This window comes from Endozoicomonas sp. 4G (genome assembly GCF_023822025.1).
In the GTDB taxonomy this organism is placed as follows: domain Bacteria; phylum Pseudomonadota; class Gammaproteobacteria; order Pseudomonadales; family Endozoicomonadaceae; genus Endozoicomonas_A.
Genome location: NZ_CP082909.1, coordinates 2617404 through 2641504, shown reverse-complemented (window position 1 = coordinate 2641504; position 24101 = coordinate 2617404). Strand labels below are relative to the sequence as shown.

General features: G+C 46.4%; 27 protein-coding genes and 1 pseudogene. 10 read left to right on the top strand and 18 right to left on the bottom strand.

Annotated features, from left to right (window positions below; all coding sequences use genetic code 11):
- Positions 1–65: 65 nt before the first annotated feature.
- The 11 genes from wecB to K7B67_RS10420 all read right to left on the bottom strand — a co-directional run bounded on the left by wecB (position 66) and on the right by K7B67_RS10420 (position 10633).
- On the bottom strand, positions 66–1238 hold the full coding sequence (gene wecB, locus K7B67_RS10470; protein ID WP_252180278.1) for a UDP-N-acetylglucosamine 2-epimerase (non-hydrolyzing): 1173 nt from the start codon (positions 1236–1238) through the stop codon (positions 66–68).
- Between the two features lie 31 nt (positions 1239–1269).
- Positions 1270–2253, bottom strand: a complete 984-nt coding sequence (locus K7B67_RS10465) for a glycosyltransferase (protein ID WP_252180277.1) — start codon at positions 2251–2253, stop codon at positions 1270–1272.
- 356 nt (positions 2254–2609) lie between these two features.
- Complete coding sequence (locus K7B67_RS10460) at positions 2610–4232, bottom strand: IS1182 family transposase (RefSeq protein WP_252180276.1); 1623 nt, start codon at positions 4230–4232, stop codon at positions 2610–2612.
- Between the two features lie 90 nt (positions 4233–4322).
- Positions 4323–4637, bottom strand: a complete 315-nt coding sequence (locus K7B67_RS10455) for a hypothetical protein (protein ID WP_252180275.1) — start codon at positions 4635–4637, stop codon at positions 4323–4325.
- A 119-nt stretch (positions 4638–4756) separates the two neighbouring features.
- Positions 4757–4924 (bottom strand): hypothetical protein, encoded by a 168-nt coding sequence (locus K7B67_RS10450; protein ID WP_252180274.1) that lies wholly within the window; start codon positions 4922–4924, stop codon positions 4757–4759.
- Positions 4925–4948: 24 nt separating this feature from the next.
- Entirely contained in the window at positions 4949–5443 is a 495-nt protein-coding gene (locus tag K7B67_RS10445; protein ID WP_252180273.1) for a hypothetical protein, read from the bottom strand.
- Between the two features lie 58 nt (positions 5444–5501).
- Positions 5502–5942 carry a nucleotidyltransferase substrate binding protein gene (locus K7B67_RS10440; protein ID WP_252180272.1) on the bottom strand — a complete coding sequence of 147 codons (441 nt, stop codon included), beginning with the start codon at positions 5940–5942 and terminating at the stop codon, positions 5502–5504.
- 334 nt (positions 5943–6276) lie between these two features.
- On the bottom strand, positions 6277–7914 hold the full coding sequence (locus tag K7B67_RS10435) for a polysaccharide biosynthesis/export family protein (protein WP_252180271.1): 1638 nt from the start codon (positions 7912–7914) through the stop codon (positions 6277–6279).
- A gap of 30 nt (positions 7915–7944) precedes the next feature.
- On the bottom strand, positions 7945–9183 hold the full coding sequence (locus K7B67_RS10430) for a hypothetical protein (protein ID WP_252180270.1): 1239 nt from the start codon (positions 9181–9183) through the stop codon (positions 7945–7947).
- A gap of 20 nt (positions 9184–9203) precedes the next feature.
- Positions 9204–9857 (bottom strand): ABC transporter ATP-binding protein, encoded by a 654-nt coding sequence (locus K7B67_RS10425; protein ID WP_252180269.1) that lies wholly within the window; start codon positions 9855–9857, stop codon positions 9204–9206.
- Complete coding sequence (locus tag K7B67_RS10420; protein ID WP_252180268.1) at positions 9854–10633, bottom strand: ABC transporter permease; 780 nt, start codon at positions 10631–10633, stop codon at positions 9854–9856. The genes K7B67_RS10425 and K7B67_RS10420 overlap by 4 nt, the downstream gene beginning before the upstream one ends.
- A gap of 489 nt (positions 10634–11122) precedes the next feature.
- Here K7B67_RS10420 and K7B67_RS10415 point away from each other — a divergent pair, with 489 nt between their 5' ends.
- Complete coding sequence (locus K7B67_RS10415) at positions 11123–11428, top strand: hypothetical protein (protein WP_252180267.1); 306 nt, start codon at positions 11123–11125, stop codon at positions 11426–11428.
- 75 nt (positions 11429–11503) lie between these two features.
- On the opposite strand, the gene K7B67_RS10410 is transcribed toward K7B67_RS10415, so the two are convergent.
- Entirely contained in the window at positions 11504–11794 is a 291-nt protein-coding gene (locus K7B67_RS10410) for a type II toxin-antitoxin system Phd/YefM family antitoxin (protein ID WP_252180266.1), read from the bottom strand.
- Between the two features lie 186 nt (positions 11795–11980).
- Between K7B67_RS10410 and K7B67_RS10405 the strand changes: the two genes are divergently transcribed.
- The 3 genes from K7B67_RS10405 to K7B67_RS10395 all read left to right on the top strand — a co-directional run bounded on the left by K7B67_RS10405 (position 11981) and on the right by K7B67_RS10395 (position 13858).
- Positions 11981–13087 (top strand): RNA-guided endonuclease TnpB family protein, encoded by a 1107-nt coding sequence (locus K7B67_RS10405; protein ID WP_252180265.1) that lies wholly within the window; start codon positions 11981–11983, stop codon positions 13085–13087.
- A gap of 242 nt (positions 13088–13329) precedes the next feature.
- On the top strand, positions 13330–13578 hold the full coding sequence (locus K7B67_RS10400; protein ID WP_252180264.1) for a type II toxin-antitoxin system Phd/YefM family antitoxin: 249 nt from the start codon (positions 13330–13332) through the stop codon (positions 13576–13578).
- Entirely contained in the window at positions 13568–13858 is a 291-nt protein-coding gene (locus tag K7B67_RS10395; protein WP_252180263.1) for a type II toxin-antitoxin system RelE/ParE family toxin, read from the top strand. The genes K7B67_RS10400 and K7B67_RS10395 overlap by 11 nt, the downstream gene beginning before the upstream one ends.
- A gap of 189 nt (positions 13859–14047) precedes the next feature.
- Here K7B67_RS10395 and K7B67_RS10390 read toward each other — a convergent pair whose 3' ends face one another.
- Positions 14048–14302, bottom strand: coding sequence for a hypothetical protein (locus K7B67_RS10390; protein WP_252180262.1), 255 nt, complete (start codon positions 14300–14302; stop codon positions 14048–14050).
- A 90-nt stretch (positions 14303–14392) separates the two neighbouring features.
- Between K7B67_RS10390 and K7B67_RS10385 the strand changes: the two genes are divergently transcribed.
- Positions 14393–14614 carry an ATP-binding protein gene (locus K7B67_RS10385; protein WP_252180261.1) on the top strand — a complete coding sequence of 74 codons (222 nt, stop codon included), beginning with the start codon at positions 14393–14395 and terminating at the stop codon, positions 14612–14614.
- 169 nt (positions 14615–14783) lie between these two features.
- Here K7B67_RS10385 and K7B67_RS10380 read toward each other — a convergent pair whose 3' ends face one another.
- Genes K7B67_RS10380 through K7B67_RS10370 form a run of 3 tightly spaced genes read right to left on the bottom strand, consistent with a single transcriptional unit; the run spans position 14784 to position 17392 of the window.
- Positions 14784–16019, bottom strand: a complete 1236-nt coding sequence (locus tag K7B67_RS10380) for an ISAzo13 family transposase (protein WP_252180260.1) — start codon at positions 16017–16019, stop codon at positions 14784–14786.
- Positions 16020–16025: 6 nt separating this feature from the next.
- The gene (locus K7B67_RS10375) at positions 16026–16850 is read right to left on the bottom strand and encodes a transposase (RefSeq protein WP_252180259.1); all 825 of its coding nucleotides are present in this window, start codon (positions 16848–16850) and stop codon (positions 16026–16028) included.
- Complete coding sequence (locus K7B67_RS10370; protein WP_252177782.1) at positions 16736–17392, bottom strand: hypothetical protein; 657 nt, start codon at positions 17390–17392, stop codon at positions 16736–16738. Before K7B67_RS10370 ends, K7B67_RS10375 begins: the two co-directional genes overlap by 115 nt.
- 137 nt (positions 17393–17529) lie before the next feature.
- Here K7B67_RS10370 and K7B67_RS10365 point away from each other — a divergent pair, with 137 nt between their 5' ends.
- The 5 genes from K7B67_RS10365 (at position 17530) to cysK (ending at position 23036) form a co-directional block, all read left to right on the top strand.
- Positions 17530–18237, top strand: coding sequence for an AAA family ATPase (locus tag K7B67_RS10365; protein ID WP_252180258.1), 708 nt, complete (start codon positions 17530–17532; stop codon positions 18235–18237).
- Between the two features lie 274 nt (positions 18238–18511).
- On the top strand, positions 18512–19852 hold the full coding sequence (gene iscB / locus K7B67_RS10360; RefSeq protein WP_252180257.1) for an RNA-guided endonuclease IscB: 1341 nt from the start codon (positions 18512–18514) through the stop codon (positions 19850–19852).
- A 36-nt stretch (positions 19853–19888) separates the two neighbouring features.
- Positions 19889–20251: a hypothetical protein gene (locus tag K7B67_RS10355; protein ID WP_252180256.1), complete on the top strand. Its 363-nt coding sequence runs from the start codon at positions 19889–19891 to the stop codon at positions 20249–20251.
- 158 nt (positions 20252–20409) lie between these two features.
- Positions 20410–21948 carry a hypothetical protein gene (locus K7B67_RS10350; protein ID WP_252180255.1) on the top strand — a complete coding sequence of 513 codons (1539 nt, stop codon included), beginning with the start codon at positions 20410–20412 and terminating at the stop codon, positions 21946–21948.
- A 116-nt stretch (positions 21949–22064) separates the two neighbouring features.
- Positions 22065–23036, top strand: coding sequence for a cysteine synthase A (gene cysK, locus K7B67_RS10345; RefSeq protein WP_252180254.1), 972 nt, complete (start codon positions 22065–22067; stop codon positions 23034–23036).
- A 127-nt stretch (positions 23037–23163) separates the two neighbouring features.
- Here cysK and K7B67_RS10340 read toward each other — a convergent pair.
- Both K7B67_RS10340 and K7B67_RS10335 read right to left on the bottom strand, forming a co-directional pair.
- Positions 23164–23484, bottom strand: a pseudogene (locus K7B67_RS10340) (IS3 family transposase); the annotation flags it as partial.
- Positions 23485–23532: 48 nt separating this feature from the next.
- A complete protein-coding gene (locus tag K7B67_RS10335; RefSeq protein WP_252180253.1) occupies positions 23533–23928 on the bottom strand; it encodes a cupin domain-containing protein in 396 nt (131 codons plus the stop codon).
- Between the last annotated feature and the right edge of the window lie 173 nt (positions 23929–24101).

Here is a 24101-nt window from a genome sequence, read left to right as displayed (position 1 = left end):
GTGATTTTGTGAATGAAAATTAGAAAGTTGAATGGAATTAAGAGTCAAAAAAACTTAATTATTTATTATGCGATTCTTAATTCCTGTTTCATAAACATGCTCATAGAAACATCTTTACCCAGAACAGCCTGTAAAATACGTTGGCTGGATTTTCCATCTCCATACGGATTACTTGCATTGCTCATAACTTGGTAAGCCATCTCGTTATCAAGTAGGTTCTTGACTTCGTTAACAATAGTCACATCGCATGTTCCAACTAGACGAACAGTACCTGCTGTCACAGCAGCAGGTCGCTCTGTAGTATCTCTCATGCATAGAACGGGTTTGCCAAGTGATGGTGCTTCTTCCTGAATACCACCTGAATCCGTTAAAATCAGATAGCTCCGTTTCATCAGGTAGACGAAAGGTAGATAATCCTGAGGTTCTATCAGGTGGACATTCTCAATATTTTTAAGATGACGATTAACAGGTTTCTGAACAGCCGGGCTTAAATGAACTGGATAAATGATTTGTACATCATCACGTTTAGCGAGTTCTTTCAGCGATTTGCAGATGCGTTCAAAGCCATCACCATGGTTTTCTCTTCGGTGGCCTGTTACTAGAATAAGCTTACGTTCTGGATCTATAAATGAAAACTTTGAATCAAGTTCCTTTTTTATATGACTTTCTGACTCATTTTTTTCCGAAACATCTAACAGGGCATCAATAACTGAGTTACCCGTTACGAAAATAGTTTCAGGAGCAATATTTTCAAGAATTAGGTTTTTAAGTGAGCTAGTCGTCGGTGTATAGTGTTGATCTGCAATATCACCTGTTAAACGACGCATACCTTCTTCAGGCCATGGGGAATAGATATTTCCGGTACGCAGACCAGCTTCTACATGACCAACTGCTATCTGTTGATAGTAAGCCGCCAAGGTTGCAGCAAAGCTGGTTGCAGTATCACCATGAACAAGTACACGAGATGGCATAAAGTCTTTAAGCACATCTCTTAGACCTGACAGAATGGCTGTTGTTACATCTGTGAGATCCTGGCCTCGTTTCATAATGTCAAGATCATATTCTGGTTTGATATCAAAGAGATTCAAAACCTGATCAAGCATTTCGCGGTGTTGGCCGGTAACGCAAACTCGCGTATCTAATTGAGCACAGCTCTTGAACTCTTTTACAATGGGAGCCATTTTGATAGCTTCTGGCCTGGTGCCAAAAACTATTAATATTTTTTTCTTTTCAATCATTCAAATGTACCTGGTGGTTTAGAGTTATTATTTAAATACCTAAATCGGAACGGATCTGGTCAAGTCTATGTTGCCAAGTATGTTTTTCCATAACGGTATTATGTAATGCTTTACTGATTTGTGTTTGAAGCGAGTGGTCTTCAAGTAGTGTTCTTGCTTTTATTTCAGCCTCTTTTGCATTGGTTACCTGTAAAATTAAGTCGCCAAAAAAATTAGACATAGCTAGTGATGGGTTGCTAATAATGCAAGCACCTGATGCTGCCAGTTCAAAAACTCTTCGTGAAAGCATGGTTGGTGAGTTTTCGACGGTGTTAATGTTCAAATAGAGAGAGTGTTTCTTATAGAGTCCTGGTACTTTATCAGCAGAGACTCCTGCCGTAACGTATTCATTAAATTCACTTGGAAAACTTGACTTGTTATGCCTTTCCCAAAAACGATCGTATATTACAAGGTCAAAGCTTCGTAACCCTCTTAGTAGTTCGCATGTTACTTTTGATCTTTGGGGTAGTTCATTCGAATAATAACCCCCGGCAAATGCAACCGATTTATCACGAGTCGCATTATTGGCATTTTTGAAAGTTTTCGGGTCAACTGAAAATGGAAGTACATTTATCTGAGAAGCTTCTTTGCCTGGTAACCTATGGTAACGTTCAAGGCTGTTGGAGTCGGTCGTATATATAAAACGAAAAGGAAGAACGGCTTTGCTAAAACGATCAAAATGTACAGGATCCTCTTTATTCCAGAATACAGTCGGAATACTTTTCTTGTTGCACCATTCAACAAGCTTATAAAGGCCGTAGTAATCGTTATCAGGGTAGCTTGCAATCTTTCTTTTCCACCTGTCTTTATAGCCTCTCCAGGCAGACTCAACAAAAAGTAAATCGGGTTTAAAAAAATTCAGTTGCCAGCGCCAGCCAATAGGTGAAGCATGAATCACCTTTATATTAAAGGCTGAATCTAAATACAGTGCTGTTATATCGTCAACAATGGTAGCTATTTTAAGAGGCTGCTTCAATCAGAGATACCCGAATGCAAACGAGATATTTATACATAAGATCAGCGAGTAATAACTATTTGGGAAAAAGGCAAAAAAGAGATAGAAATGTTTAAATACTGCAATGAATACGTCGAGCGTAGTGAAAAAGCAGCAGGGCACCTGGTGATAGCTGCGGAATAGGCCGTTTCAATTATTGACGACACGAAGATTGCTTCAGTGAACCCGCACGTTGCCGAAAAAAACCTCAGTGACGCTGTCGATGAATACCATAGTATTCACCGTGATTTCGACACCTGACCCAAAACTGACGGGCACTCAAAAACCCTGATACTCTTTAATCAAACTTCCCACGCAGAGAGGGTGTTGCAAAACCGTTAAACAGTTTCATGAGCGCCGGTAACCCTAAAAAACTTGCCATCCCCATGCGACAGTTTTAAATTTTGGGTTTTAGCGATTATTAGCCATTGAGTGCGGATGATCGCTAATATTTCCCAAATCACTGTAAATAAACGCTGCAAAGCAAAGGCTACTGCCCTGCTCAGGTTATAAGCTAGGAGGTGGAGGTTAAACTCCAGCTTCACTGAGTCTAATCCCCGACGGCGGAAGCGGTTTAGCCCCTGAACAGTTCGTAAATAACTGAACACTGGCTCAACCATCCCTTGACGTTTCTTATAAGCCTTCTTTGCCGCTGGATGTTCCATAACCCGGCGCAGCTCATCTTTAACGCTATCCATAGCAAAGCGCCTGATTTTTCGCCCAGCCTTGCTAGTGGTGCATTGCTTTCTCAACGGGCAATCACTGCAGGCTGCACCGCCATAAGTCCATTGCGCCTTCGAGTGGCTCGGATTTCTCGGGCGATAGATGAGCGTTAGTTTCTGACCTGCCGGGCATATGTACGCATCCTCTTCCGATTCATATCGGAAGCTGCCTTTATGGAATTTCTGATTCTTTTTAGGCTTGCCCGGATTACCACTTTCTGGACACAGTAGGCTGACATCTCTTGCCAGCGAGTCATTAATCACGCTGTCTGTAAAGTAACTACCATCGACCAGCAGCTCTTCCGGTGTTTTGCCTATTATGCGTTCTGCCTGATCCATCATCTGAGGGATCACTGCGGCTTCATTGGTTGGATCAACAGCAGCAGCCAGAACCACTCGTTCTTCATTAGCTAGCACAGAGGGAAGATAAGCCTGTGCATACCCTCTGCCCCGTTTCATTTTGTGGCGGGCGGCTTCTGGCTCTGTTGGACTTATCCTTGTGTCCGATGTGTTTTTTTTGCCCCTGCGTTTTTGCTTTGCCTGACGCTCCTGTAATGTGTCGTACACTTCTGTTTGATGGGTCAGTGCTTCTTTCAAGGACTCATCATCAGGTGCCTTTTCTAATCGGGCTTTGCTTTCCTCAACCGCTGCGCGAGCTGCTTCTTCTTTGATCAATTTGTAGTTGGAGCAAGCAGCCTCAATTAAGGTTCCATCTCCAGCGACTGAGTCATTTGCTGACCCTGTGCGGTTGAGTACTGACTGAGTTAATGCCTCGAAAAAGGAGCCATTCAGGGCTTCTTGATGCCGGGTGATAAATCGTCCGATATTGGCATGATCCGGAAATATACCGCCACTGACCCACATACAACCCAAATCCATCCGAGCCATTCGCTCAATAAACCTGAGGGAGGTGACGCCATTAATAATTGCATACAAAATCAATCCAGCCATGCAGCGCGGCGCATAAGGTGGGCGACCGGATTCTGCATAGTCTTGCTCAAAAACAGACCAGTCCTGTTCATCCAGTAAGTCTGAAATAACAAAAGGAGTTTTGTCGTTGGTCATCTCCAGATGCTGACGCAACGGATGGCCGGACAAAAAGATCTCGTCAGCATCAGGATGAATAAATCGCCGTGATGAATGGCGGATTGTGCGTAGCTTTTGTCTCTCGGAAGGAGCAGGAGAAAACATATCCTGCTGGGGAGGCTGGTGCACTTTGATTTTTTGTTTGGTTGTCATTGGTCATCACGGGCAAACAGATATCAAGACAATGATACCTGTTTGTCTTGGGTTTCGCGACACCCTCGCAGAGCGTGGGAACGAGGTAGCTTATTGTCGAGTAAGTAAGACTTGGACCATTTCTTTGATGGCGGCAATGTCAGCGCCTTGCTGGTCTAATCGCTCTCCTTGCTGATCCAATCGCTTGCCTTGCTGGTTCAATAGCTCGCCTTGCTGGTCTACTTTCTGCTCAAGCCGATCAACCTTGCTGTCAAGAACCTTAACATCTTGACTCAGCCGATCAACCTTGCTGTCAAGCACCTTAACGTCAGAGCGTGTTCCACCAACAATTCTGACGACATCCGTTAAAGTGTTAAGCTGGTGATCGTACTCGTTATTTTGTTCTTTTTTTGCCGTTGCGTTCATCGTTTTACCTCAATTATCGAATGAGCTATCAGCGTAGCAGAGATTAAGAAACAGGCGCAAAAATTAATAAGGAAAAGTAAAAAGCCAGACCCGTCAAGCGTATGGCTTTTTTCTGCCTTCTACTCCCGCCCCTGCTGCTCCCGAGCTTTCTGATCCAGCGTTTCCATGTGCTTACGCAACCACTCGATAGATTGCTCAAGCTGCCGATCCGTCAGCTCACCGGCCCGGAAACGGCTTCTGAGCCGTCCCATTTCCTCCCGAATCTCTCTCTGTGCCCGTTGCAGCATAAGCACCTGGATCGCCTGTGTTTATCAATGATCACCACCTAACTGTATACTGTGGAGCTTGAGTAGGTAGGCTTCGATCTTATCAGTGATTTTAATCAGTTCGGGAGCCTCAGCCCATGCCATGTTAAGGGCTTCAGCCCGTTGCGACTCAGCTTCTGGGTAGTCGTGCGAAAATGCCTCCCGAATTTCACGCATTTTCCGCCAGCTGTCGGCAGAACTCAGGATCTGTCGCTTTTCCATCCGTGATAACGTGTCTGCCATGTTCAAGCCTTCTTCGTCTTCCATTCGTAGCAAGTTTCTGAAGAGCTTGTTGCCAATACAGTTTTGCAGAACTTCAAATCGAATCCTGAAAGCGTCAAGTTTTTCAGATAGCGCTTCATCTTCCGTCTTGAGTGCTTGAGCGGTTAATGGGAAGTGCTGTTTAAGCCTGCTGAGGGAGGCTTTCATGCGTTTAACGGCTCTTTGGGATTCAGACCAGTTTTGCTCGAAAAGGGATAGATATTTTTTGTTGAGTGGCATTGTTTGTCTCCAAGGTCAGGAGGCTTTGAACTGAGTAGGCTCAACCAACGCCGGGTTATCAATGGCTGCCGGAATCAAGAGATTTGTTACCCAGATTTTTTAACACCAGCTCCAGTGCCTTGAATTCGGAATAGTACTGGTTGATGATATTTTCGTATAACTTCTGGGCGACTTCTTCCTGATAGGCGTCGTATGCCAGGTTTCTACTTGCGATCATGTTCATCCAAATTTCACCCTGTTCGATAAGCCCTTCTTTGAAGGCAAGACGGGTGGTATCCCGGGAGCCGTACATTTTTACAGCTCCTCGTTCAGTGAAAAAGTCTTTCAGGGTGTTCCAGGCCAACTCGTGGGTATAGCCAAAGAATTTGATCAGGCCCAGAATTTCAAGCTTGTTTAACTTGCGGCTGTGGGCCATCTCTACAGCTGTTTGTAATTCGCTCAGGGCGTGCTGGTAGTTATCGAATCGCTGTTGCCAGCGGGTATTTTGTTGTTTGTTCATTTTCTTACTCTGGAAATTTACTACTCATCGTAGCTTTAGATTTTGAGTAAGGAAAGTTTAGAGGGTGTGGACTTTGAGCCAACCATAAAGATTGTGCCCGGCACCCTTCGACTCCGCTCAGGGTGAACGGAATCAAACTCTGGTTCCCATGCTCCAGCGTGGGAACCCATACCTATCTCGCGCTGTAGAGTCAGCTTCTCGGGGGAGGTATGCATTCCCACGCGCAGCGTGGGAACGAGTGTTTGGAGTTTTGCGACAACCTCTGGAGTGGGAGCCAGGGGTTTACGGATATCACAGCCTGGTTGTGCTAGCTGTGAGAGGATGCAGTGCCACCTTACAAGGTAAGCACCACAGCCGTACTCATAGCTATCTGATAAATCACCTGCATAATATCGCTGGTATACTGCATGGTTTTCTCATCCGCCTGCGGCATAACCAGAATCTCATCGCCGGGTTTAACGTCGTGCTTAGCCAGGCCGCTGCTAAACCAGCCATCGTTATACTCAATGCGTGAAATGGTGCCGTCGCTATGGAGAATCAGCACACGGGACTGGTCAGCTTTTTGAGAGTAACCCCCGGCGGCAGACACGTAGTCGTCAATGGTCTTGGTGTTGTCAAAGACCATGGCATTGGGGAACATGACTTCACCGTGCACCTGTACCAGGACGGATTTATTAGGTATAACGATTCTATCCTGGTCTTTCAGCAAGACATCCATGCGGGTTTCGTTCTGGCCTAACAGTACCTGACCCCGTGGTTGTGTCTTACGGGCTCTTTCTACGAATTGCAGGATGGATTGGGCATCGGCTTTTCTGAGGTTTGCTTCGCCGATGCTTTCACTTCTTGCTGACAGTGCCGCTTGTTCAAGTTGTTTCAACTGAACTTCCAGCATGGCTTTCTGGCGTTTTGCCACAGACTCTCGGAACAGTTGCATTGCTGCCATATTGGATCGGTCGTTAGGGGTGAGCCGGGCCATTAAGTCTTTGATGGTGCTGCCATAAGGGAGGATGTAAACAGCCTGGCCATTGTGTTCACCCTCTACGGAAACGCTGATGGTGCCGGGCATTTTGTCTGATACCACGGTGACTTCATCGCCACTCTCCAGTTGCACGTTGGCTATTTCAGTCAGGGGCAGGTATTCCACATTTCGCTTAGCCATCTGGTTTCTGGCGATGCGAACGTGGGTGGCTTCGGGTAAGACACCAACGAGGTTCAGGGCATCTTTTAAAGCAGTCATGCCGTTGGCAAATTCGATCTGGACCGGGTTTTCTACCAGTCCATCAAAAGAGGCGACCCCTTGTCGTGTGTTAACAACCAGTGTGTCACCGTCGCCCAGTTGCACCTGTTCAATAGTGCCTGTGAGCAGAAAGTCGTAGAGGTTAAAGGTGGCTCTGGTCTTGCCGTTTCGTTTTAGTTCGACGTTCAGGTAACTACCAGACTCTGGACGTATGCCTCCGGATTTTGCCAGAAAGGCCAGAATGGAATCGGATGAAAAGCCGCCATAAAGGCCGGGTGATTTCACAAAGCCGGTTACAAACAGTTTCACCGGTTCTGCTGAGTTCAGGCTGGCGTAGACGTTGACGTTTTTCTGGTAAACACTGCGAACCTTTTTCTCGATCACCTGGTTCAGGTCTTTGTTGGCAACGCCTTGCAGTTGTACCGGCCCTACCTGGGGAATAAAGACATTGCCCTGGGCATCGACGGTGAGCTCAACGGTGACTTGGTAAGCGCCCCACATTTGCAGGGTGACTCTGTCGCCAATGGCCAGCCGGTATTCAGGGTTGAAGCCTTTGAATTCTGCCTGTTTGAAACCTTCAAATAAGTTTTGACCGAATACTGTGTGGTGTGTGACGTCTTCGACCAGTTCCGGGCCCACGGTTTGTGATTCCGTGGATTCGGGGATCGCTGTTGTTGCGTAGGCCGACAGGCTCAACATAAGAGCGGCGGCTGTTGTAATGAGTTGTTGTTTCATAAATGGATAGTCTGGGGTATTCATTATTTGTTAGTCACGATGCTCGCGGATAGTGGCGCGAATCATACGGGCCAGCGCAAAAATCATCAGCAACACCAGCAGTATGTTGATAAGGGTGTAGGCCACCTTGGGGTACTTGGCGTCCTGTGCCTGGTACGGGCTACTGACGACAACCAGCTGCTTTAATTTACGGCTTGCCTCGGTGCGTGTGGTTTCCAGGGCTACCAGTGCCGATGTATAGGCTTGAGTCGCCAGGTCCAGATCCAGTTGCAACTCTTGTTGCTGGGCAGCAAGGTCGTTGAGGGAAGTGCTTTCACTGTCCACCAGTTTGTCTTTTTCGGTGATGATTTGTGCCTTAAGTGCCTCGATCCGTTGTTTTAAGGCAACGACCTGGGAGGAGTTCTGGTTCAGGTAGGACGTCAGGGTTTGCAACTCGGTTTCGTTTCTAACCAGTTCCGCCTGTAGCTCGTTCATAATGCCGCTCAGTGCTGCACCTTGTTGCTCGACGCTCAGCAATCCGGTTTCGTTCTGGAAGTTCAGGAGTCTGCGGGTGAAGTCCTTGAGTCTTTGTTCTGCGCGTTCAACTTCTGAGCGGACAAAGGTTAACTGTTCGTTGGCCAGGTTGTGACTGATTTCATTCACAAAGCTTTCGCTTTTTAAAAGAATCTGGTCGGTGACTTGCTTGGTGTATTCGGGTTCAAAACCTTGAACCTCCATTTCCAGCATGCCGTTGGTATCATCGTAGTGAACGGTGATATGGCTGCGGTAATAATCGAGAAAGTCTTCCTGGCTGGCAGACGGGGAGAGTCTGGAGAGCCAGTCGGCGGAGTCGATGTAATGCTGTCTTATATTCAGCTCTTTATTAAGGTGCTCCAGCATGTCGGGTGACTGAATGAAAGTCTCCAGAATTCTTTGGTCATTGCTGGCTTGTGGCGTTATGCCGAACAGGCTCAGGCCTTCCATAGAGGCGCCACCGGAATCGCTTCTCTCGATAAGAAAGCTGGCTTCAGATACATAACGGTCTGAAGCGATCAGGGTGAAGTATAGGGCGCAGAGTAACCAGGGAATAAGCACAATGCCGGTAAACCAGCGCCTGGCCTGACGCCTCAGAAGCGCGGACTTGAGTTTTTTGGCAAGGTTAAGCTGTTTGAGCTTTTTCTTGAACTTTTTCTGAATCGTGTAAGCAGGCGCCTTAGGAGCTTCGCTTTTTTTTGCTTCCTGTTCTTTTTTAGGCGGTGCTTGAGGCGGTGTTTCAATAGTATCTGGCATATCGAGAGAGTCAGGTAAATTTACATGGAGTTATAGGCGGTAATGGCATCATCTATGCTGTCGTGGACATGGATGGAGCCGTCTTTTATATAGATGCCAATGTCGCATTGTCGCTTTAGTTCGTTGATGTTGTGCGAGACAAACAGAAAGTTGGCGATTCCTTTTTTTGCATCAAAGGTTTCGCGACACTTTTCTCGGAATCGTTTGTCACCTACGGCGGTCAGTTCATCAATCAGGTAGTAGTCGAAGTCAAAAGCCATGCTGACTGCGAATGAGAATTTGGATCTCATTCCGGAGGAGTAGCTTTTGAGGGGCATTTCAAAAAAGTCATTCAGTTCAGAAAAGTTTTTGATGTAGTCGATCTTTTCCCTTATCTCGTCTTTGCTTTTTCCGTATATCCGGCAGATAAATTCAGCGTTTTCACGTCCTGTCATACTGCCCTGGTAGCCGGAAAGGCCCAGAGGCCATGATACGTTGCCTGCTATTTTGATACTGCCCTTGTTGGGGTGATCGACTCCGGCCAGCAGTCGCATAAGAGTGGATTTGCCACTGCCGTTGGCACCAAACACGCCGATGTTTTTATCACCGGGCAAAACCAGGTCGACATTTTTGAGTATGTAGTGGCGGCCTTGAGGGGTCGGGTAGTACTTTGTGACGTTATTGAAAGTGATCACTGGGTCAGCATCCTGCGCCAATTAGCCCGGAGCATCAGCAGGCCTAAAGTTAACGATGTTAAGGCCCACATTTCTACGTATTCAAGGCTGAGCAGGCTGGTATCATAGTGGTATGAAAAAGCTGAGCGCATAAATTCAAACACATGGATCAGCGGGTTCCATAGCAAGAGTTCCTGTGCGGCAGACGGCATCTCGTTGATGGAGAAGAATGTGCCAGAGATGAACATAAGTGGTCTGAGTAAGGCGGGTATAATTTTACCAGGCTCAGGGTAAAGCGTATTGATGACGCCAAATATTAAACCTAAACCGAATGCAATGATGCTCAGCAAAAGGTAGGCATAAATAAAAATCAAAGTGTTGATCAGAGTGACTTCATAACCCACCCACCAGGTGATCAAAATGATCCCCGATAAGACGATAAAAGAGGTAACAAATTCCAGTATAAAGCGAGTCAAAAAGGTATCAAAGACTCTTACCTGGCGGTAGATAAGAAGGTTTTTGTTAGCACTAACCGCACTCAATGACTGTGATATGACTTTCCTGAAATACAGAAATGGCGCTATACCGGTGGCTAGAAAAAGTGGTATTGCAAGACCCCCAACAGAGCTTCTTCCACCGAAATAAAACAGCCCCATGAAAACAGCAATATGTAGGACAGGTTCAATAAAGGCCCAGGCTATACCCAGCCGATAGGCCCCAAAACGGGTTTTGAGTTCACGGATCAATAATGCATGTAAAACAGCATACTGAATTTGTAAGGGAGATCTTGTTTGCATCAGCAGAATTGAAGCTTAGATTTGTATCGATTTATATTTAGGCACGCTACCGCCCCTCGGGTTTTGTTCTGCACTTTGTCATAAGAAAATGCTTGAACACGCATATACTGAAACAGCGTGATAGGAAATTTGGGTGGGTGCTATAAGGCTTGTGTTGTGTTTAGGTATATTTACGCACTTGATTTAAGGGTTAAATGCATTGCCTGCTGCTGTCGTGTTTTTGTACAGGAGCGAAGATGAGGTGGGTGGTTAACCCCTTGTATAAAGTCGGAAAAGTATCGGTGTCTTTATTATCGGTATGCATTTTTTTGTCCATGGAATGCAGTTTTGTTGTATGTTGTTTCCGCAATATATACGGTATTAGCCGTATAGTCAATAGGAGTTATTGCTTGTTGGGAGGGGTGGGTGGTCAGGCAGGATTACTGCTCCGTAGCTCTCACTTCTTTGCTACTTTGAAGCTTTCATCCACTAATTCGGGCGTAAAAAGTAATGGGGTTTGGGGCCAGGCAAGAGTGTATTGACACCACTGTTACTGATCTTGTACGTATTTTTGGAAAGTTGGATAAGAAAATAGACGATTACCAGGGCGAGAATCGTCGAGCGTTTTCTGTGCTTACAGTTAATGTTGCTGCGCTGCAATCTGATGTTGTAGAGCTCAAAGCCGATGTCAACACCCTTAAGTCCGACGTTGCGGAACTAAAATCCGATGTCACCACGCTTAAGTCTGACGTTGCAGAACTAAAATCCGATAATGCTGAAATCAAAACAATGCTTAAAACTCTGATTTCTCGTTGATGGTAAGCTTTTTGCGCTTGAACGAAGGGCGCTCAAGCCGAGCGGAGCTTGGGTGCCGTTGTTAGAGGGAATCCATCAATTACACTGTTCGCCGGACTCTACCTGTTGTTTGAGAAGGTTAAAAAACGCTTCAGTGGGTACGCTATCGTCCTGCTCGATCTGTTGCTGACCGGTCGCCAGAATTTTTAGCAGAGCCAGTAATTCCTGTTGTTGTTGTTGCTGGTAGCTGTCGGCATCAAGAATTACAGCACTGGCCTCGCCGTTCTGAGTAATCACCATGGGCTGGCGGTTTTCCCGGATTTCGTTAATCACTGCTGAGGTGTTTTTTTTCAGATAGCTGACTGGCTTGATTTGATCCATTCGCATTTCGTTCTCCTGATGAAGACTTATAAAGTGCCTCTTAAGGCTCTTTATTATCGTAACCCGTGAAAAAACCCGTACTTTTAGTGCGGGGATGTAAACGGGGAAGCCGCCAGGCTTCCTTGTATCAACAATATCAATGTAGCCATTGGCTTTCTGTAGTATAAATATATGGAGAAAAAGGGAAATCGCGTGAAAAAAAATCGTGTCATTCAAATCAACATAGGCAAGCCAACAGACGGACAGACGCAAGTCCGTCTGGAAGCGGCTCGCCTGTGGAATGACATAGTTCGTTTGCACCGATATATCCGTAAACGCCACTGGAAGTGGCCTACCGAGTCTAAAATGAAGGCTCACATCAAAGGCAAGTATGCCCTGCATTCGCAGACCATACAGAAGCTCGTCGAGAAGTTGTACGACTCTATAGATTCAACTCAAACCAAAAGGGAGAAGGGAGATAAGAAAGCCCGTTACCCTTGGAAGTGCAAGAAGAAATTCCAGACGGTGACTTGGAAGCAGTCAGCCATTCGCCGCAAGGGGAATAGGCTGAATCTGTCCAATGGTCGTGGAGTGAAAGGCTTGTCCATCAAAATTCCACTGGATCAATTGCCGCAAGGCAAGAACAAGAAAATAGCTGGCTACACTCGTCTAATAGATAAATGCGAGCAGGGTTCCCGTCGAAGACGGAAACTCAAGGCAGAAAAGGCCAGATATCTGGCACGATACCACAGGCAAGTTCACAACTTGCTGCATCATACCGCAAACAAGATCATCGACTTTGCCGTTGAACGGCAAGCCGGAACATTGGTTGTTGGGGATGTGACAGAAATAGCACGTAACAAGCGTAAGCAGAAAAAGGGATCAAGACGCAGCAACCAGGAGAACAGCGGGAATCCGCTAGGTCGATTGGTTGAGTACCTGACCTACAAAGGCAAGCTGAGAGGGGTTGATGTGGTTAAGATCAACGAATCTTACACCACTCAAACATGCCCTAAGTGCGGTCACAGGCATAAGCCAAGTGGGCGCAACTATAAGTGTCAGGGTTGCGGTTATGTTGCAGCGAGAGACGAAGTCGGAGCCTGCAACATCCTGAACAAATACTTCCACAATGGACGTATAGTTCCTGGTTCGATTCTGCCTACCGGAAACGTAAAGTATCTACGACCGACCTTGCTACGCAAGTCGCCCGTAGTAGTGGCTTTGAATGAGCCTACTTTGCTTGGTACTACCCTTGAATCAGTTTGGGCGTCCGAGGACGCAGGTTTGGTTGAACCGTCCAAACAGAGTCTTGTGGCTTAACCAAGAAGAATCCCCTTCCTTCAGGAAGGGGAGCATTCAAAGGTCTTAAAAGGCGCTTTTTGGCAAGATTGAATCAAGGTTCTTTTCATGTTGGAAGAGACTCCACGTGGTCATAGTGCAATCCCTAGTCTATGCTGTGATTCGGTCTTTGTTAGAGTGAGTCAAACTTCTCTTGCTTTACAGGACTTTTTAGTAGACCTATTATTAGGTCTTCTTGAGATAGTGAGATAGGAGGACGCACAATGGCTAGCCAAATATTAACTGATACTGCTGCGAGCATTTCTGAATTGAAGGCAAATCCTATGAAAGTTGTTGCTAGTGGTGAGGGATTACCTGTCGCGGTACTGAACAGAAACGAACCAGCCTTTTACTGTGTTCCTGCCAAAGCTTATGAAGCTATGATGGAACTCATTGAGGATTTGGAATTATTAGAAATTGTCAAACAAAGGGAAAATGAAGAATCTGTAAAGGTTTCGCTTGATGAGTTATGAGCTTGAATTTAAAAAATCAGCGCTGAAGGAATGGAAAAAACTTAATCCAGCGGTAAGGGATCAGTTCAAGAAAGTTCTGGAAAGAAGATTGGTCGATCCACATGTGCCTTCTGCGCAGGTATCAGGAGCTCCAAACATGTATAAGATCAAGCTCAGACAATTGGGTTACAGGCTAATTTATTCTGTGTCAGAAAAAACCATTACTGTGAGAGTTCTTGCTATTGGCAAGAGAGATAAAAACGAAGTTTATCAGGTTGCTTTATCTCGACTTTTGCAGTGACTCGTTTCCAGGCTGAAGAGGGTGTTGGTAGTTGGTAGAGCACGAGAGGCATCCCAGTTCGGAAAATGATCAGATTCATGCTCCCGGTCACTACAAGGCTCGAAAGGCAAAAGTACGCAAATGTGTGCGCCAACTTCATATCTGAACAGCAGCCAGTAGCTATGATGCAGTAATGTCCTACTGCGTGAACTACTCGCCCCTAAAGGAGCGAGCTTCCAATACTAAGCAAGCTACCGGAGTAGTTACCGTTCTTTTCTTTTTTGACGTTTCACTGCGAGCTGCGGAAGAGGGCTTGCCCTTTCCCGGCTTACATTTCGCTCCACGTCCTTTAGTCAGCACAGGAATTCCTTTGCCAACCAACTCCGTTCCAGAGTCCATGAAAAACTTAAAGGAACGGGTTTGCGCCAGCATTTCGATCAAATCGTTGAAAAATAATGCCTTCATGCCACAATATCCGATAGTTTTGCAACAGTTGCTGACTGGCAAACGCGGGGTTAATGTTTAAAAAAACGGTACAGAGGATGGAGAGGGTTAATGGAGGTTAAAAAACTGACATTACGTAATGTCGGGCGTTTTTCTGAGTTGGAAATTCCGTTGGCTCCGCTGGAGAACCTGAACACTAATGTGACTGTTTTTGTGGGGAACAATGGTACAGGTAAAACTTCAATCCTGCGTTCCCTGGCAACTTCCCTGAGCTGGCTGGTTTCCCGTATTCAAAGCGATAAGAGTGCGGGCAGCAGCGATTCCCGCACTTAATACGACAATGTAAGTATTTTATTCAAATTCGTGCTCAGGAGTTAGCGGCCAGCAAAAACCCTGCACCCCAGGTACATTAACAAGTACTATTGTCCCCTGAAAACCTTGGCTACATTACTTTTCTATGAAGTGTTAATTTGAACCCTACCAGGCTTTAGGGAAGTGGCGGTTAAGAAACTACCGATTCAGGAACGACAGTCATATCCCACTTTGGTAGTTTCGGATTCCTGATAATGTATGGATTTATATCAGTCATTTCTGATTTTCCAAGTCTCACTCCCTTGGGATAAAACTTGTCCAGCAGATTAACCACAGGACTCATCGCTTTCCATGTCATAGTTTCCGTCCATTTCAATACAGTGCTCACTGTATTCAATAACGTCCCACTCCAATGATTTTCCAGCGAAGACCACCTACGTTCGATGGGGTTGTATTTGCTGTGATAGGGAGGATAGTACACCCCATGAATTTTCAGGCCTTTGCTTTGACTGAAACGCACCAGCCTTGAGAGGTACTGAGTGCGGTGACTATTATTTTCCGGACCATTATCGGCAAAAATAACAATCTCCTCTACCTCCGGATTTTCTTCTTTCACCAGATCCCACCACCACTCGAACGCATCGCAGACAAAATCACTGGTTTTGTTCGAATTGCCGTAGAAAATATGGAGTTGGTCGTTTTCAAGATTGAGAATGCCAAAAGGAATCAGTTTACTCTTCGTAGCCATGTCATGATCAAGTGCTTTAACAGGAGCCTTCCCACGAGATTTACCCCCTCTGGAAAAGTCGCCAAGATTAACTGTTGCTTTGCAGTCTATGCTGACTCGCAACGCTTTTTTGTTGTTTTTAGCTTCTTCGTTTATTCGGTGGACGTTTTCAAAAATGGCATCGGTTTCCGGACTTTTTTGGGGTTTGGTTTTTTGTACCCGACGCAGTTTATAGCCCAGGCGATTGAGAATATCATTAATGGTTCGCACTTTGGGAACCTGATCTTCCGCCCAGCCTTTTTCTTCAATGAGCTTTCGATGAACCGCTTTAGCTGTAATGCGAGTATAGGCTAATGTGTTCTTCATCTGTGGGTCTGCCTGGCTTTCCGGTTCAACCAGACTACGGATGTCTTGTTCTAATTGTGGTAGGTTAATTTCTGAACGGCGCTTGCCACATACTTCATAATGGCCAAAGCACTCGAACCCTGTCCGTAGCTCATTGATACCGAGTTCTACGGACTTTCTGCTCCAACCAAACTCTGACTCCGTTAAGCGGGGACTCTCGTAGCAGAGCTTTTTCGACACCTCAGCCATGAAGATTCTTTTTTTCATGCCAGTGAGTTGTTTGGCTGCAAACTTAATGACGTCTTTGGCTTCTTGAGGAATAGCAACAGAGGTAGACATAGCAATCAATGACATAGGAGTTTAAGCTTGCTGCCTACCATACTCCGGTATGATTTTGATCGCCAGTTCCCTTATGCCATATATGAGCGCATCGAACAATTCATCCCAACCTTCGAGCATCCAGGACAGGAATACCCGTGTAATCACCTTCCATAGGTACGTTCGGACGCCCCTCGCTCGCTCCTTCAGCGCCTTTTTGAATTCCGGGCTGGCCATTTCCTGGATTTGATCAACCATGAAGGCCAGGAACGTCAGGTAAGCCAGGTTGGTTGCCAGGTGCTGCTTCCCGTGACCATAGTTGTGTTCAAGGCTGTAGCCTTGGTTTTTCAGGGTGTTAAACGTTTGGTTCTCGATGTGCCAGCGGCAACGACCTCCTCTCATGACAGCTTCAACGGTATCTTTGGTTAACTCAATATCTGTGACCCAGCACCAGGTGTGGCGTTTGCCTTCACTGTCTGTCTCCACGTAATCAAGGACATTGACATTTTGGGTCAACTTGGAGGCATTCAGCGGTACATCATTAGCGAAACGAAACCAGTGCCTGGTTCCTTGCTCTTCATCAATGATTTTATGATAACTGAGCTGTTCCTGGTCACACAGCGCATCCATCGCCTCGATAAGGGATTTGTGGTTGCCATCTTTAGCCACAATGATGAAGTGCCAGCCATAGCTCTTGATCAACTCAATAGTAGGATTGTCAGCAAAAAGCCCATCCAGGAGTATGACCAGTTTTAAATGAGGGTGCTCTCTCTTGACGTGCGCCAGGTAGCGCTTGATGGCATTCTGTTCGCAGTCATTCTTGTTGTCGCCGTCCTGTTGAACAATCGCCTCTGGGGCAAAGGGCATGACGACTTTTTGATCCGGGTGAACAATACAGCCGCCCAATAAGTTGTGGTAGTAAGCTTCATTGGGTTTCCCTTGTTTTTTACACAACACTCTTGGCATCGGCATTTACCTGAGTAGAAGAGGCCGGTGCCATCAACCGGCATCAGGTACCAGTCTTTCAAGTCACCACACTGGTACTCGAAGGCTTTAAGAAGCTTGTTACGCTGAATCAGGGAGAATAACTTCTTGAAGGGCTTGCGAAACTGTGCAGGCTCAATGGGATCAAGCACTTCTCTCATGCGTGTATCACAGGGTACTTTCTGATCTTGGACGTGATACATAGTCGCCAGGTTATGAAGAATAACCGGGTCGGCACGGTCAGAGTCAAAGGTCAGAAGGGAATCGTACTTCTGATGCATCATGGCAAAAGCGGATTTTGCAAAGTTGGGAAAGGGAATCCCATTAGGGCAATGGTTAGGCCGGTGATCTGGAATCTCATCAAGGCACTTGCAAACCTGATCGATTAGGTTTGCTGCGTTAAGGTGTTTGCTGACTTTGGGCATGGCTGTGATCACAAAAGTACGACAGTGTTTTCATGCCTTCAATATAGAGCTAAAAAGTCTGCGAAGTGTTTTTTTTTGAGTGCGCTGGAGGCTATGCGGCTCAAAGGCTTAAAAAAACAGCGGGAATTGCTGCTTTTTTGCAGCTTGACGGTTATGACAAATCTCTGAGTCAGGGCGTTGACTTCAGGCGCTTTTTTGAATGGTTTCGTGAGCGTGAAGACAGCGAAAATGAGTCCGGATTTTCGGATGATATTCTGGAGCAGCTGCGAGAAGTTCTTAAAGAAGATGCAGATACCTGGAAGCGATTGAATGAGCTAAAGGCTTCATCAAAAGATCGACAACTGACCGCTGTCCGCTCGGCTATCTACAAATTTATGCCAGAGTTTTCCAACCTGCGGGTAAGACGCAAACCAAGACTGCATATGTCCATCGACAAAAACGGTGAGACGTTCAATGTTGCCCAGTTATCTCAGGGTGAAAAATCATTGATGGCGTTGATTGGTGATATTGCCCGACGACTGGCGGTGATGAACCCGGCACTGGAAAATCCATTAGAAGGCGATGGCATTGTTCTGATTGATGAAGTGGATATGCATCTTCATCCACAGTGGCAGCGTAGTCTGATTAATCAGCTGACAGTGACATTCCCTAACTGCCAGTTTGTTTTGACGACTCATTCACCACTGGTGATCAGTGACAGTAAAAATGTGCTGACCTATCTGATTGATGCTGATGAGTTAAAAAAGCTGAAGCCATTGTATGGTGAAGATGCCAACACGGTTCTGCTGGATATTATGGATACCGATATCCGGAACAGTGAAATCAATATTCAGCTGAGTCACTGAACCCCGCCCTGAAGGACGGGGCTTGAGAAAGCTCCCAATTTGGGGTTAGAAGTGACCAGACTCAGCAACCGCAAGGTTGCTCCGTTAAGGACGAATGTATAGTTACCGTGGGATGCTTCACCAGTCCCACGCTCTAAGGATAGTGGTTAAACAGTGTATTGAGGGTTAATCACAGTGCTGCTATCAAGAAACCGTCCATTAACATTGTCGAGGTGAACTTTACTGGCGAAAGCCTAGTTCGGTGCGTAAGCACCAAATATAAGGACAACGACGTATGAACCGAGTGTTCGTATTTGACAAAAACAAAAAGCCTCTTATGCCTTGCCATCCGGCAAGGGCAAGAAAGCTGTTAAACAAAGGTAAAGCTGCTGTCTTCAGACGCTATCCTTTCACGATCATCCTGAAAGAGAGAGAAGGTGGAGATGTTCAGCCACTGGAACTCAAATTCGACGTTGGAAGCAAAACAACAGGCATAGCCGTTGTTGCTGACTGTGATCGTGGAAAGAAAGTCGTCTTTGCCGCTGAACTCCAGCATAGAGGGCAGAGGGTTAAGGATTCTCTTGAGTCTCGGCGTACAACACGTCGAGCCAGAAGAAACCGGAAAACCCGCTATAGAAAAGCCCGTTTCATGAATCGAACAAGGCCCGAAGGCTGGCTACCGCCTAGCCTTATGAGTCGAGTCTTCAACACCGAGACTTGGGCAAAGAGATTCTGTCTCAAAGCACCCATCAGTGATGTAGCTGTTGAGCGTGTTAAGTTCGATATGCAACTTATGGAGAATCCAGACATTTCAGGAGTCGAGTATCAACGTGGTACGTTGTTTGGTACGGAGTTGAGACAATATCTGCTGTATCGAGATGGACACAAGTGTTCTTACTGTAAGGGAGTGAGTAACGACCCAATCCTCAACATCGAACATTTCATATCCAGAGCCCTGGGAGGCTCAAACCGGATCGGCAATTTGTACATTGCATGTCGTACATGCAATGAAGAGAAAGGAGCTATCCACCCTAAACAGTGGCTTGAATCTATTTCAAAGAAAAAGAACAAGAACAAGCTGGATGCAGCAAGAGTCAGAAATGTGACCAGCATCCTGAAAGGAAAGAAGGTCAATTGTCTGAAAGATGCTGCTGCTGTCAATGCCACAAGAAACGAAACCGCCAGACGTGTTCAGGCTATCGGTCTTCCTACCAACTTTGCTACTGGCGGTAGAACGAAGTTCAACCGCACTCAACAAGGATACAAGAAAGAGCACTGGATAGATGCCGCCTGTGTAGGAGAGTCTGGAGCCAGTGTATACATAGCAGAGAGCACAAAACCCTTAATCATTAAAGCTATGGGTAGAGGCTCACGACAAATGTGTAGAGTGGACAAGTACGGATTTCCCCGTACAAAGGCTAAAGACTCCAAACAAGTAAAAGGCTTCCAGACTGGTGATATCGTCAAGGCTATCGTTCCAGCCGGTAAACGACAAGGAACGTATACAGGACGGGTTTCAGTGAGAACGACAGGCTCATTCAACATCAAGACTGAAAGTGACACCATCCAAGGAATTTCATGGAGAAACTGTCAGAAAATTCAGTCTGTGGATGGTTATGGTTACAGCTTGCTCTAACGAGCAAGTCAACATTCCTCCCCGCGGGGTATCCAGTTGAGGAAAAACGATGATTCTCATAAGTCACAGCTGTTGCCTTTGACTCCCTTTATGCCCGAGTGCGAAACCGAGTTTGAGTTCAAGTTGAGCGGGCGGGTTACAGGTAAATCGGATCGGGCTGTGGAGGCGATCAAAGTTCTGAACCTTGGTGACAGGGAGCAGAATAATCGCAGCCTGATAGAAAAAAGAAAGCAGCTGGTACATTCGTTGTTATTTATCAATGGCGTTGATCCGTCTGAAGGTTTGGACGATAACGATCTGATCGAAATGGTAGTAGAAGAATTGTCTGAACCAGAGAATGGCAAATTGGAAGCCTTTGCTCCGGTTGCGGTGAATGTGCTGAGGCAGTGGTTGGAATAATCGACAAAAACGCTAAAACTGCCTGTCCCTCGTTCTCACATTGGTCACAGACTTACCCAAGGTTTGCAAAAAAAGTGTCAAGTTAATAGTGCCCCACATGGATAAGCCTGAATACAGGGTCTAGGCTTCCATATCTACAATTCCTGGAAGTCATAAAAATGATTACATTGAAACATGCTTTAACCCGGCTAATCGCCCCTGTATTCCTGTTACCGGCGCTGAGCCTTCAGGCTCAAACCACGGATCAATCAACTACCACCAAAAACCCTTATTCCCCAACACCCACTCCGACCACGTCCTGCGACGCTCTTTCAGGCCAGACGACAGGGGTTCAGCAACGCCTGGACCAGTATAAACACCTTGTTCGAGGACGACAGTGCATTATTCTCAACGCCGACCCGGCAGAAAATGTCGATCAGTTGATCAATCAGGCTCCTGAAAATGCCGTTATACTGCTCTCCTCCAACACGGCGGCCCCGGCAGTAAGGACGCCTTCCGTTTCGGCTTTCTCTGGCAAAACCCCGGTTGAATACTTTGTTGGTAGCGAAATACATTTGAAAAACGGTCAGGACATTCTTGGGGCGGCGGATGACGGCCTTGAAATCGTGCTCAGAGATCGGCCAGAATTTGCAGGCAAACATCTGATCCGGGTGGGAAGCACTGACAACTTCCAGTTTGTCGAAACAAAAGCAAGTCACATAAAACACCTTACCTTCCAGCCCACTCGGGTGAACAGCCATCCCTCCATTGACACCATTGTTTTCGCAGGGTGCTACAACCGGAGACTGGTGATAGAAGATAACGTCTTTCATCTTCCTGCCCGGGCCACCCTTACCCTTGATTGTAAAAAGCCTCTCGATGCATCGGTCAGTCGTCCGGGCCCGGGACTGCTGTTCGCCAAAAACACGCTCATAGGTACAAGCTTCAAACAATCTGGCAGAGCATTTATTCCCGAGCAAGGCATTGCTATTAACCTGCCTGCTATCCGGAATCAGGAAGGGGCATTAGCGGTTACCGGAAACATATTTCGGGGGAAAATGGCCGAAGCGGGTGCCTATAAACTGGGATCCGGAACCGGTATAAACATCAACAAAAACACGGTTGATATTGCCAATTATGGCAACACAGGTCGCGCCGCTTTTCGCAAAGGGGGGTTCGCGCTTTTAGGTCATACCGATACTCATGTAAAACCGCCTGTTTTTAATCTGGCGGGTAATCAGATCCGGGTGTCAGCAACTGCTATAACAGTCGGTGGACGGGTTGGGTTGGCTCTGGCCTGTAACCACCTGCAAGCCGCCAATACATGGTGGCAAATCCAGCAGGAGTTCAGCTTAAAAGCCATTCCGGTATCTTTTGCAGAAGTTGCAGAAAGGTGCGAAAACAATGCAGGTTCAAAGGATGCAGGTTCAAATATTGCTATGCAAGTTCAAGAGACCCGTATCCAAATTACAAACACCTGGACGGCGACACATTATTCCACCAATACCGCCTGCGCCGGGCTGGTTAACCTTGAAGGTCAGTTCTTCTTTGGCTCAGAAGTCTGCCAGACCGTGAATCCACCCTCCAATTCCAGTACTCCTATTCCTACCACTAGCAATACCACCAGGCCCTGCATGACAGGATCGTGCGCCAGAGATATGACCTTGTTAGGTGTTTTTGCGATCCTGGGCTCCGTGGCTTTGGTGTTGACCACGTGAGTCATGTCGCCAATATTTGATATTTAAAAATAGTATATTTTTATAATTTTTAATTACTTTACTCTATATTCATCCACGATAAAGTAGGGCAGACCATCTTGAGGAGGGATACTGGAATGCCCCGGGTTTATAGTGACAATTCACAAGCCATTGGTCAGACGCCTCTGATTAAACTGAACCGTCTGGCACCAGAACATAATATTTTTGTCAAAACTGAATCACGTAATCCTGCAAGCAGCGTGAAGTGCCGAATTGGTGCCAGCATGATCTGGGATGCCGAGAGTTCTGGCAAGCTGAAGCCTGGTGTTGAACTGGTGGAGCCTACCAGTGGCAATACTGGCATAGCTCTGGCTTTTGTTGCGGCTTCCCGTGGTATTCCTCTGACTTTGACCATGCCTGCTTCCATGAGTCTTGAGCGTCGCAAAGTTCTTAAAGCCCTGGGCGCTCATCTGATTCTGACGGAGGCAGCCAAAGGAATGCCCGGTGCCATTGCCAAGGCCACTGAATTAGCGGCAGAAAATCCCGATAAATTCTTGCTGCTGCAACAATTTGAGAACCCGGCTAATCCGAGAATTCATGAAGAGACTACGGGCCCGGAAATCTGGAATGACTTGGACGGGGCTGTTGATATTTTTGTGGCAGGTGTTGGAACTGGCGGCACTATTTCCGGGGTGTCCCGTTACCTCAAGGAGATTCAGAAAAAGAACATTATTTCCGTGGCAGTAGAGCCGGAAGCATCACCGGTGATTAGTCAGTATCTGGCAGGCCGTGAAATCAAGCCTTCGCCCCATAAAATACAGGGTATCGGGGCAGGTTTTATTCCCGCCAATCTTGATCTGCGGTTGGTGGACCAGGTGGAACAGATCTCGGATGACGATGCTATGAACGTTGCCCACCGGTTAATGAAAGAAGAGGGCATTCTTGCGGGTATTTCCAGTGGTGCTGCGGTTGCAGCGGCTCTGAGAGTTGCCTCTCGGCCTGAAAATAAAGGGAAAAATATTGTTGTGATATTGCCTGATTCAGGAGAACGTTATTTATCCACTGCCCTCTTTGATGGCGTATTTACGGAAACTGAAACTACTCAATAAATTAAAAGATTGAATGCTCCCCTTCCTAAAGGAAGGGGATTCTTCTTGGTTAAGCCACACGACTCTGTTTTGACGGTTCAACCGAACTGGCGTCCTCTGATATGGTAAGAGTTTTCCGGACACTTTTTTACGCTGCCTCGGCAAGTTTCTGTTCATACTTGAACGGTGCCAGGTAGCCATTGGCTGAGTGCTTTCTCTGGCGATTGTAAAACACTTCGATATACTCAAAAATTGCTTGCTGTGCCTCCTCTCTCGTCTGAAAATCTTCATGATGAATCAGCTCTGTTTTCAGGGTATGGAAGAAACTTTCAGCTACTGCGTTGTCCCAACAGTTACCCTTGCGACTCATGGTGCAAGTGAAGTCATTAACCTTCAGGAGCTTCTGGTACCGATCTGAAACATACTGGCTACCACGGTCGCTATGGACCAGCAAGCCTGCACCGGGTCTTCAATTGATCCTTCGGGGCTCATAACTGAGAGCATCACGATAGTCAGTTCAAGTAGTAAGGCTGGGCACGATAACCCGGTCAGAATTCAGGTGTGATTGAGGGCAAATGAACAGTAAGACCATATCTGAAGAGGCTTTCAGCTGGTGAACAACACCTGCTGGAATGGTAAAATTATCTCCTGCAACCACTGGCCGGAAGTTAATGCTGTTAGCGTCCTCTATTTTATCGGGTGCGGCAGTGTAAATAACGCCTTCTCCTGAGAGGATGGAATAGATTTCATCACCTTCAATATGGTAGCGACAGCCGACTTTATGGCCCTTTGGTATCTCAGTACAAAAAAGACAGAAATCTTGACCTGATGAGAGAGTGGCAATGGAGATGCCGACGCTTTCGTCTTTTTTGGCCTGTGCTAATGCTTCTTTGATATTGGTGATACTGCTCATGAACGTAGAACCTGTTGCTTGGTTTTGTTGTGTATTGAAATATTGGTTATAAAGTGAGCAATATCAAGTTGTCAGGTGGTTTTTTTTATTACACGTATGTTTTGGCAGGAGTGATATTCAGATTTTTCGGACCTTGGTGAAGAGGGTGTCGATAGCTCCTTCTGTATTCAGCT

Coding starts and splice junctions, on each gene's coding strand:
- K7B67_RS10380 (WP_252180260.1), bottom strand. CDS start 16,019: ATGTCATTGATTGCTATGTCTACCTCTGTTGCTATTCCTCAAGAAGCC.
- K7B67_RS10420 (WP_252180268.1), bottom strand. CDS start 10,633: ATGCAAACAAGATCTCCCTTACAAATTCAGTATGCTGTTTTACATGCA.
- K7B67_RS10445 (WP_252180273.1), bottom strand. CDS start 5,443: ATGCCACTCAACAAAAAATATCTATCCCTTTTCGAGCAAAACTGGTCT.
- K7B67_RS10390 (WP_252180262.1), bottom strand. CDS start 14,302: ATGAAGGCATTATTTTTCAACGATTTGATCGAAATGCTGGCGCAAACC.
- K7B67_RS10430 (WP_252180270.1), bottom strand. CDS start 9,183: ATGCCAGATACTATTGAAACACCGCCTCAAGCACCGCCTAAAAAAGAA.
- K7B67_RS10335 (WP_252180253.1), bottom strand. CDS start 23,928: ATGAGCAGTATCACCAATATCAAAGAAGCATTAGCACAGGCCAAAAAA.
- K7B67_RS10435 (WP_252180271.1), bottom strand. CDS start 7,914: ATGAAACAACAACTCATTACAACAGCCGCCGCTCTTATGTTGAGCCTG.
- K7B67_RS10375 (WP_252180259.1), bottom strand. CDS start 16,850: ATGCCCTTTGCCCCAGAGGCGATTGTTCAACAGGACGGCGACAACAAG.
- K7B67_RS10385 (WP_252180261.1), top strand. CDS start 14,393: ATGGAGGTTAAAAAACTGACATTACGTAATGTCGGGCGTTTTTCTGAG.
- K7B67_RS10450 (WP_252180274.1), bottom strand. CDS start 4,924: ATGCTGCAACGGGCACAGAGAGAGATTCGGGAGGAAATGGGACGGCTC.
- K7B67_RS10410 (WP_252180266.1), bottom strand. CDS start 11,794: ATGCGAATGGATCAAATCAAGCCAGTCAGCTATCTGAAAAAAAACACC.
- K7B67_RS10395 (WP_252180263.1), top strand. CDS start 13,568: ATGAGTTATGAGCTTGAATTTAAAAAATCAGCGCTGAAGGAATGGAAA.
- K7B67_RS10400 (WP_252180264.1), top strand. CDS start 13,330: ATGGCTAGCCAAATATTAACTGATACTGCTGCGAGCATTTCTGAATTG.
- K7B67_RS10460 (WP_252180276.1), bottom strand. CDS start 4,232: ATGACAACCAAACAAAAAATCAAAGTGCACCAGCCTCCCCAGCAGGAT.
- iscB (WP_252180257.1), top strand. CDS start 18,512: ATGAACCGAGTGTTCGTATTTGACAAAAACAAAAAGCCTCTTATGCCT.
- K7B67_RS10370 (WP_252177782.1), bottom strand. CDS start 17,392: ATGCCCAAAGTCAGCAAACACCTTAACGCAGCAAACCTAATCGATCAG.
- K7B67_RS10440 (WP_252180272.1), bottom strand. CDS start 5,942: ATGAACAAACAACAAAATACCCGCTGGCAACAGCGATTCGATAACTAC.
- cysK (WP_252180254.1), top strand. CDS start 22,065: ATGCCCCGGGTTTATAGTGACAATTCACAAGCCATTGGTCAGACGCCT.
- K7B67_RS10455 (WP_252180275.1), bottom strand. CDS start 4,637: ATGAACGCAACGGCAAAAAAAGAACAAAATAACGAGTACGATCACCAG.
- K7B67_RS10350 (WP_252180255.1), top strand. CDS start 20,410: ATGATTACATTGAAACATGCTTTAACCCGGCTAATCGCCCCTGTATTC.
- K7B67_RS10415 (WP_252180267.1), top strand. CDS start 11,123: ATGGGGTTTGGGGCCAGGCAAGAGTGTATTGACACCACTGTTACTGAT.
- wecB (WP_252180278.1), bottom strand. CDS start 1,238: ATGATTGAAAAGAAAAAAATATTAATAGTTTTTGGCACCAGGCCAGAA.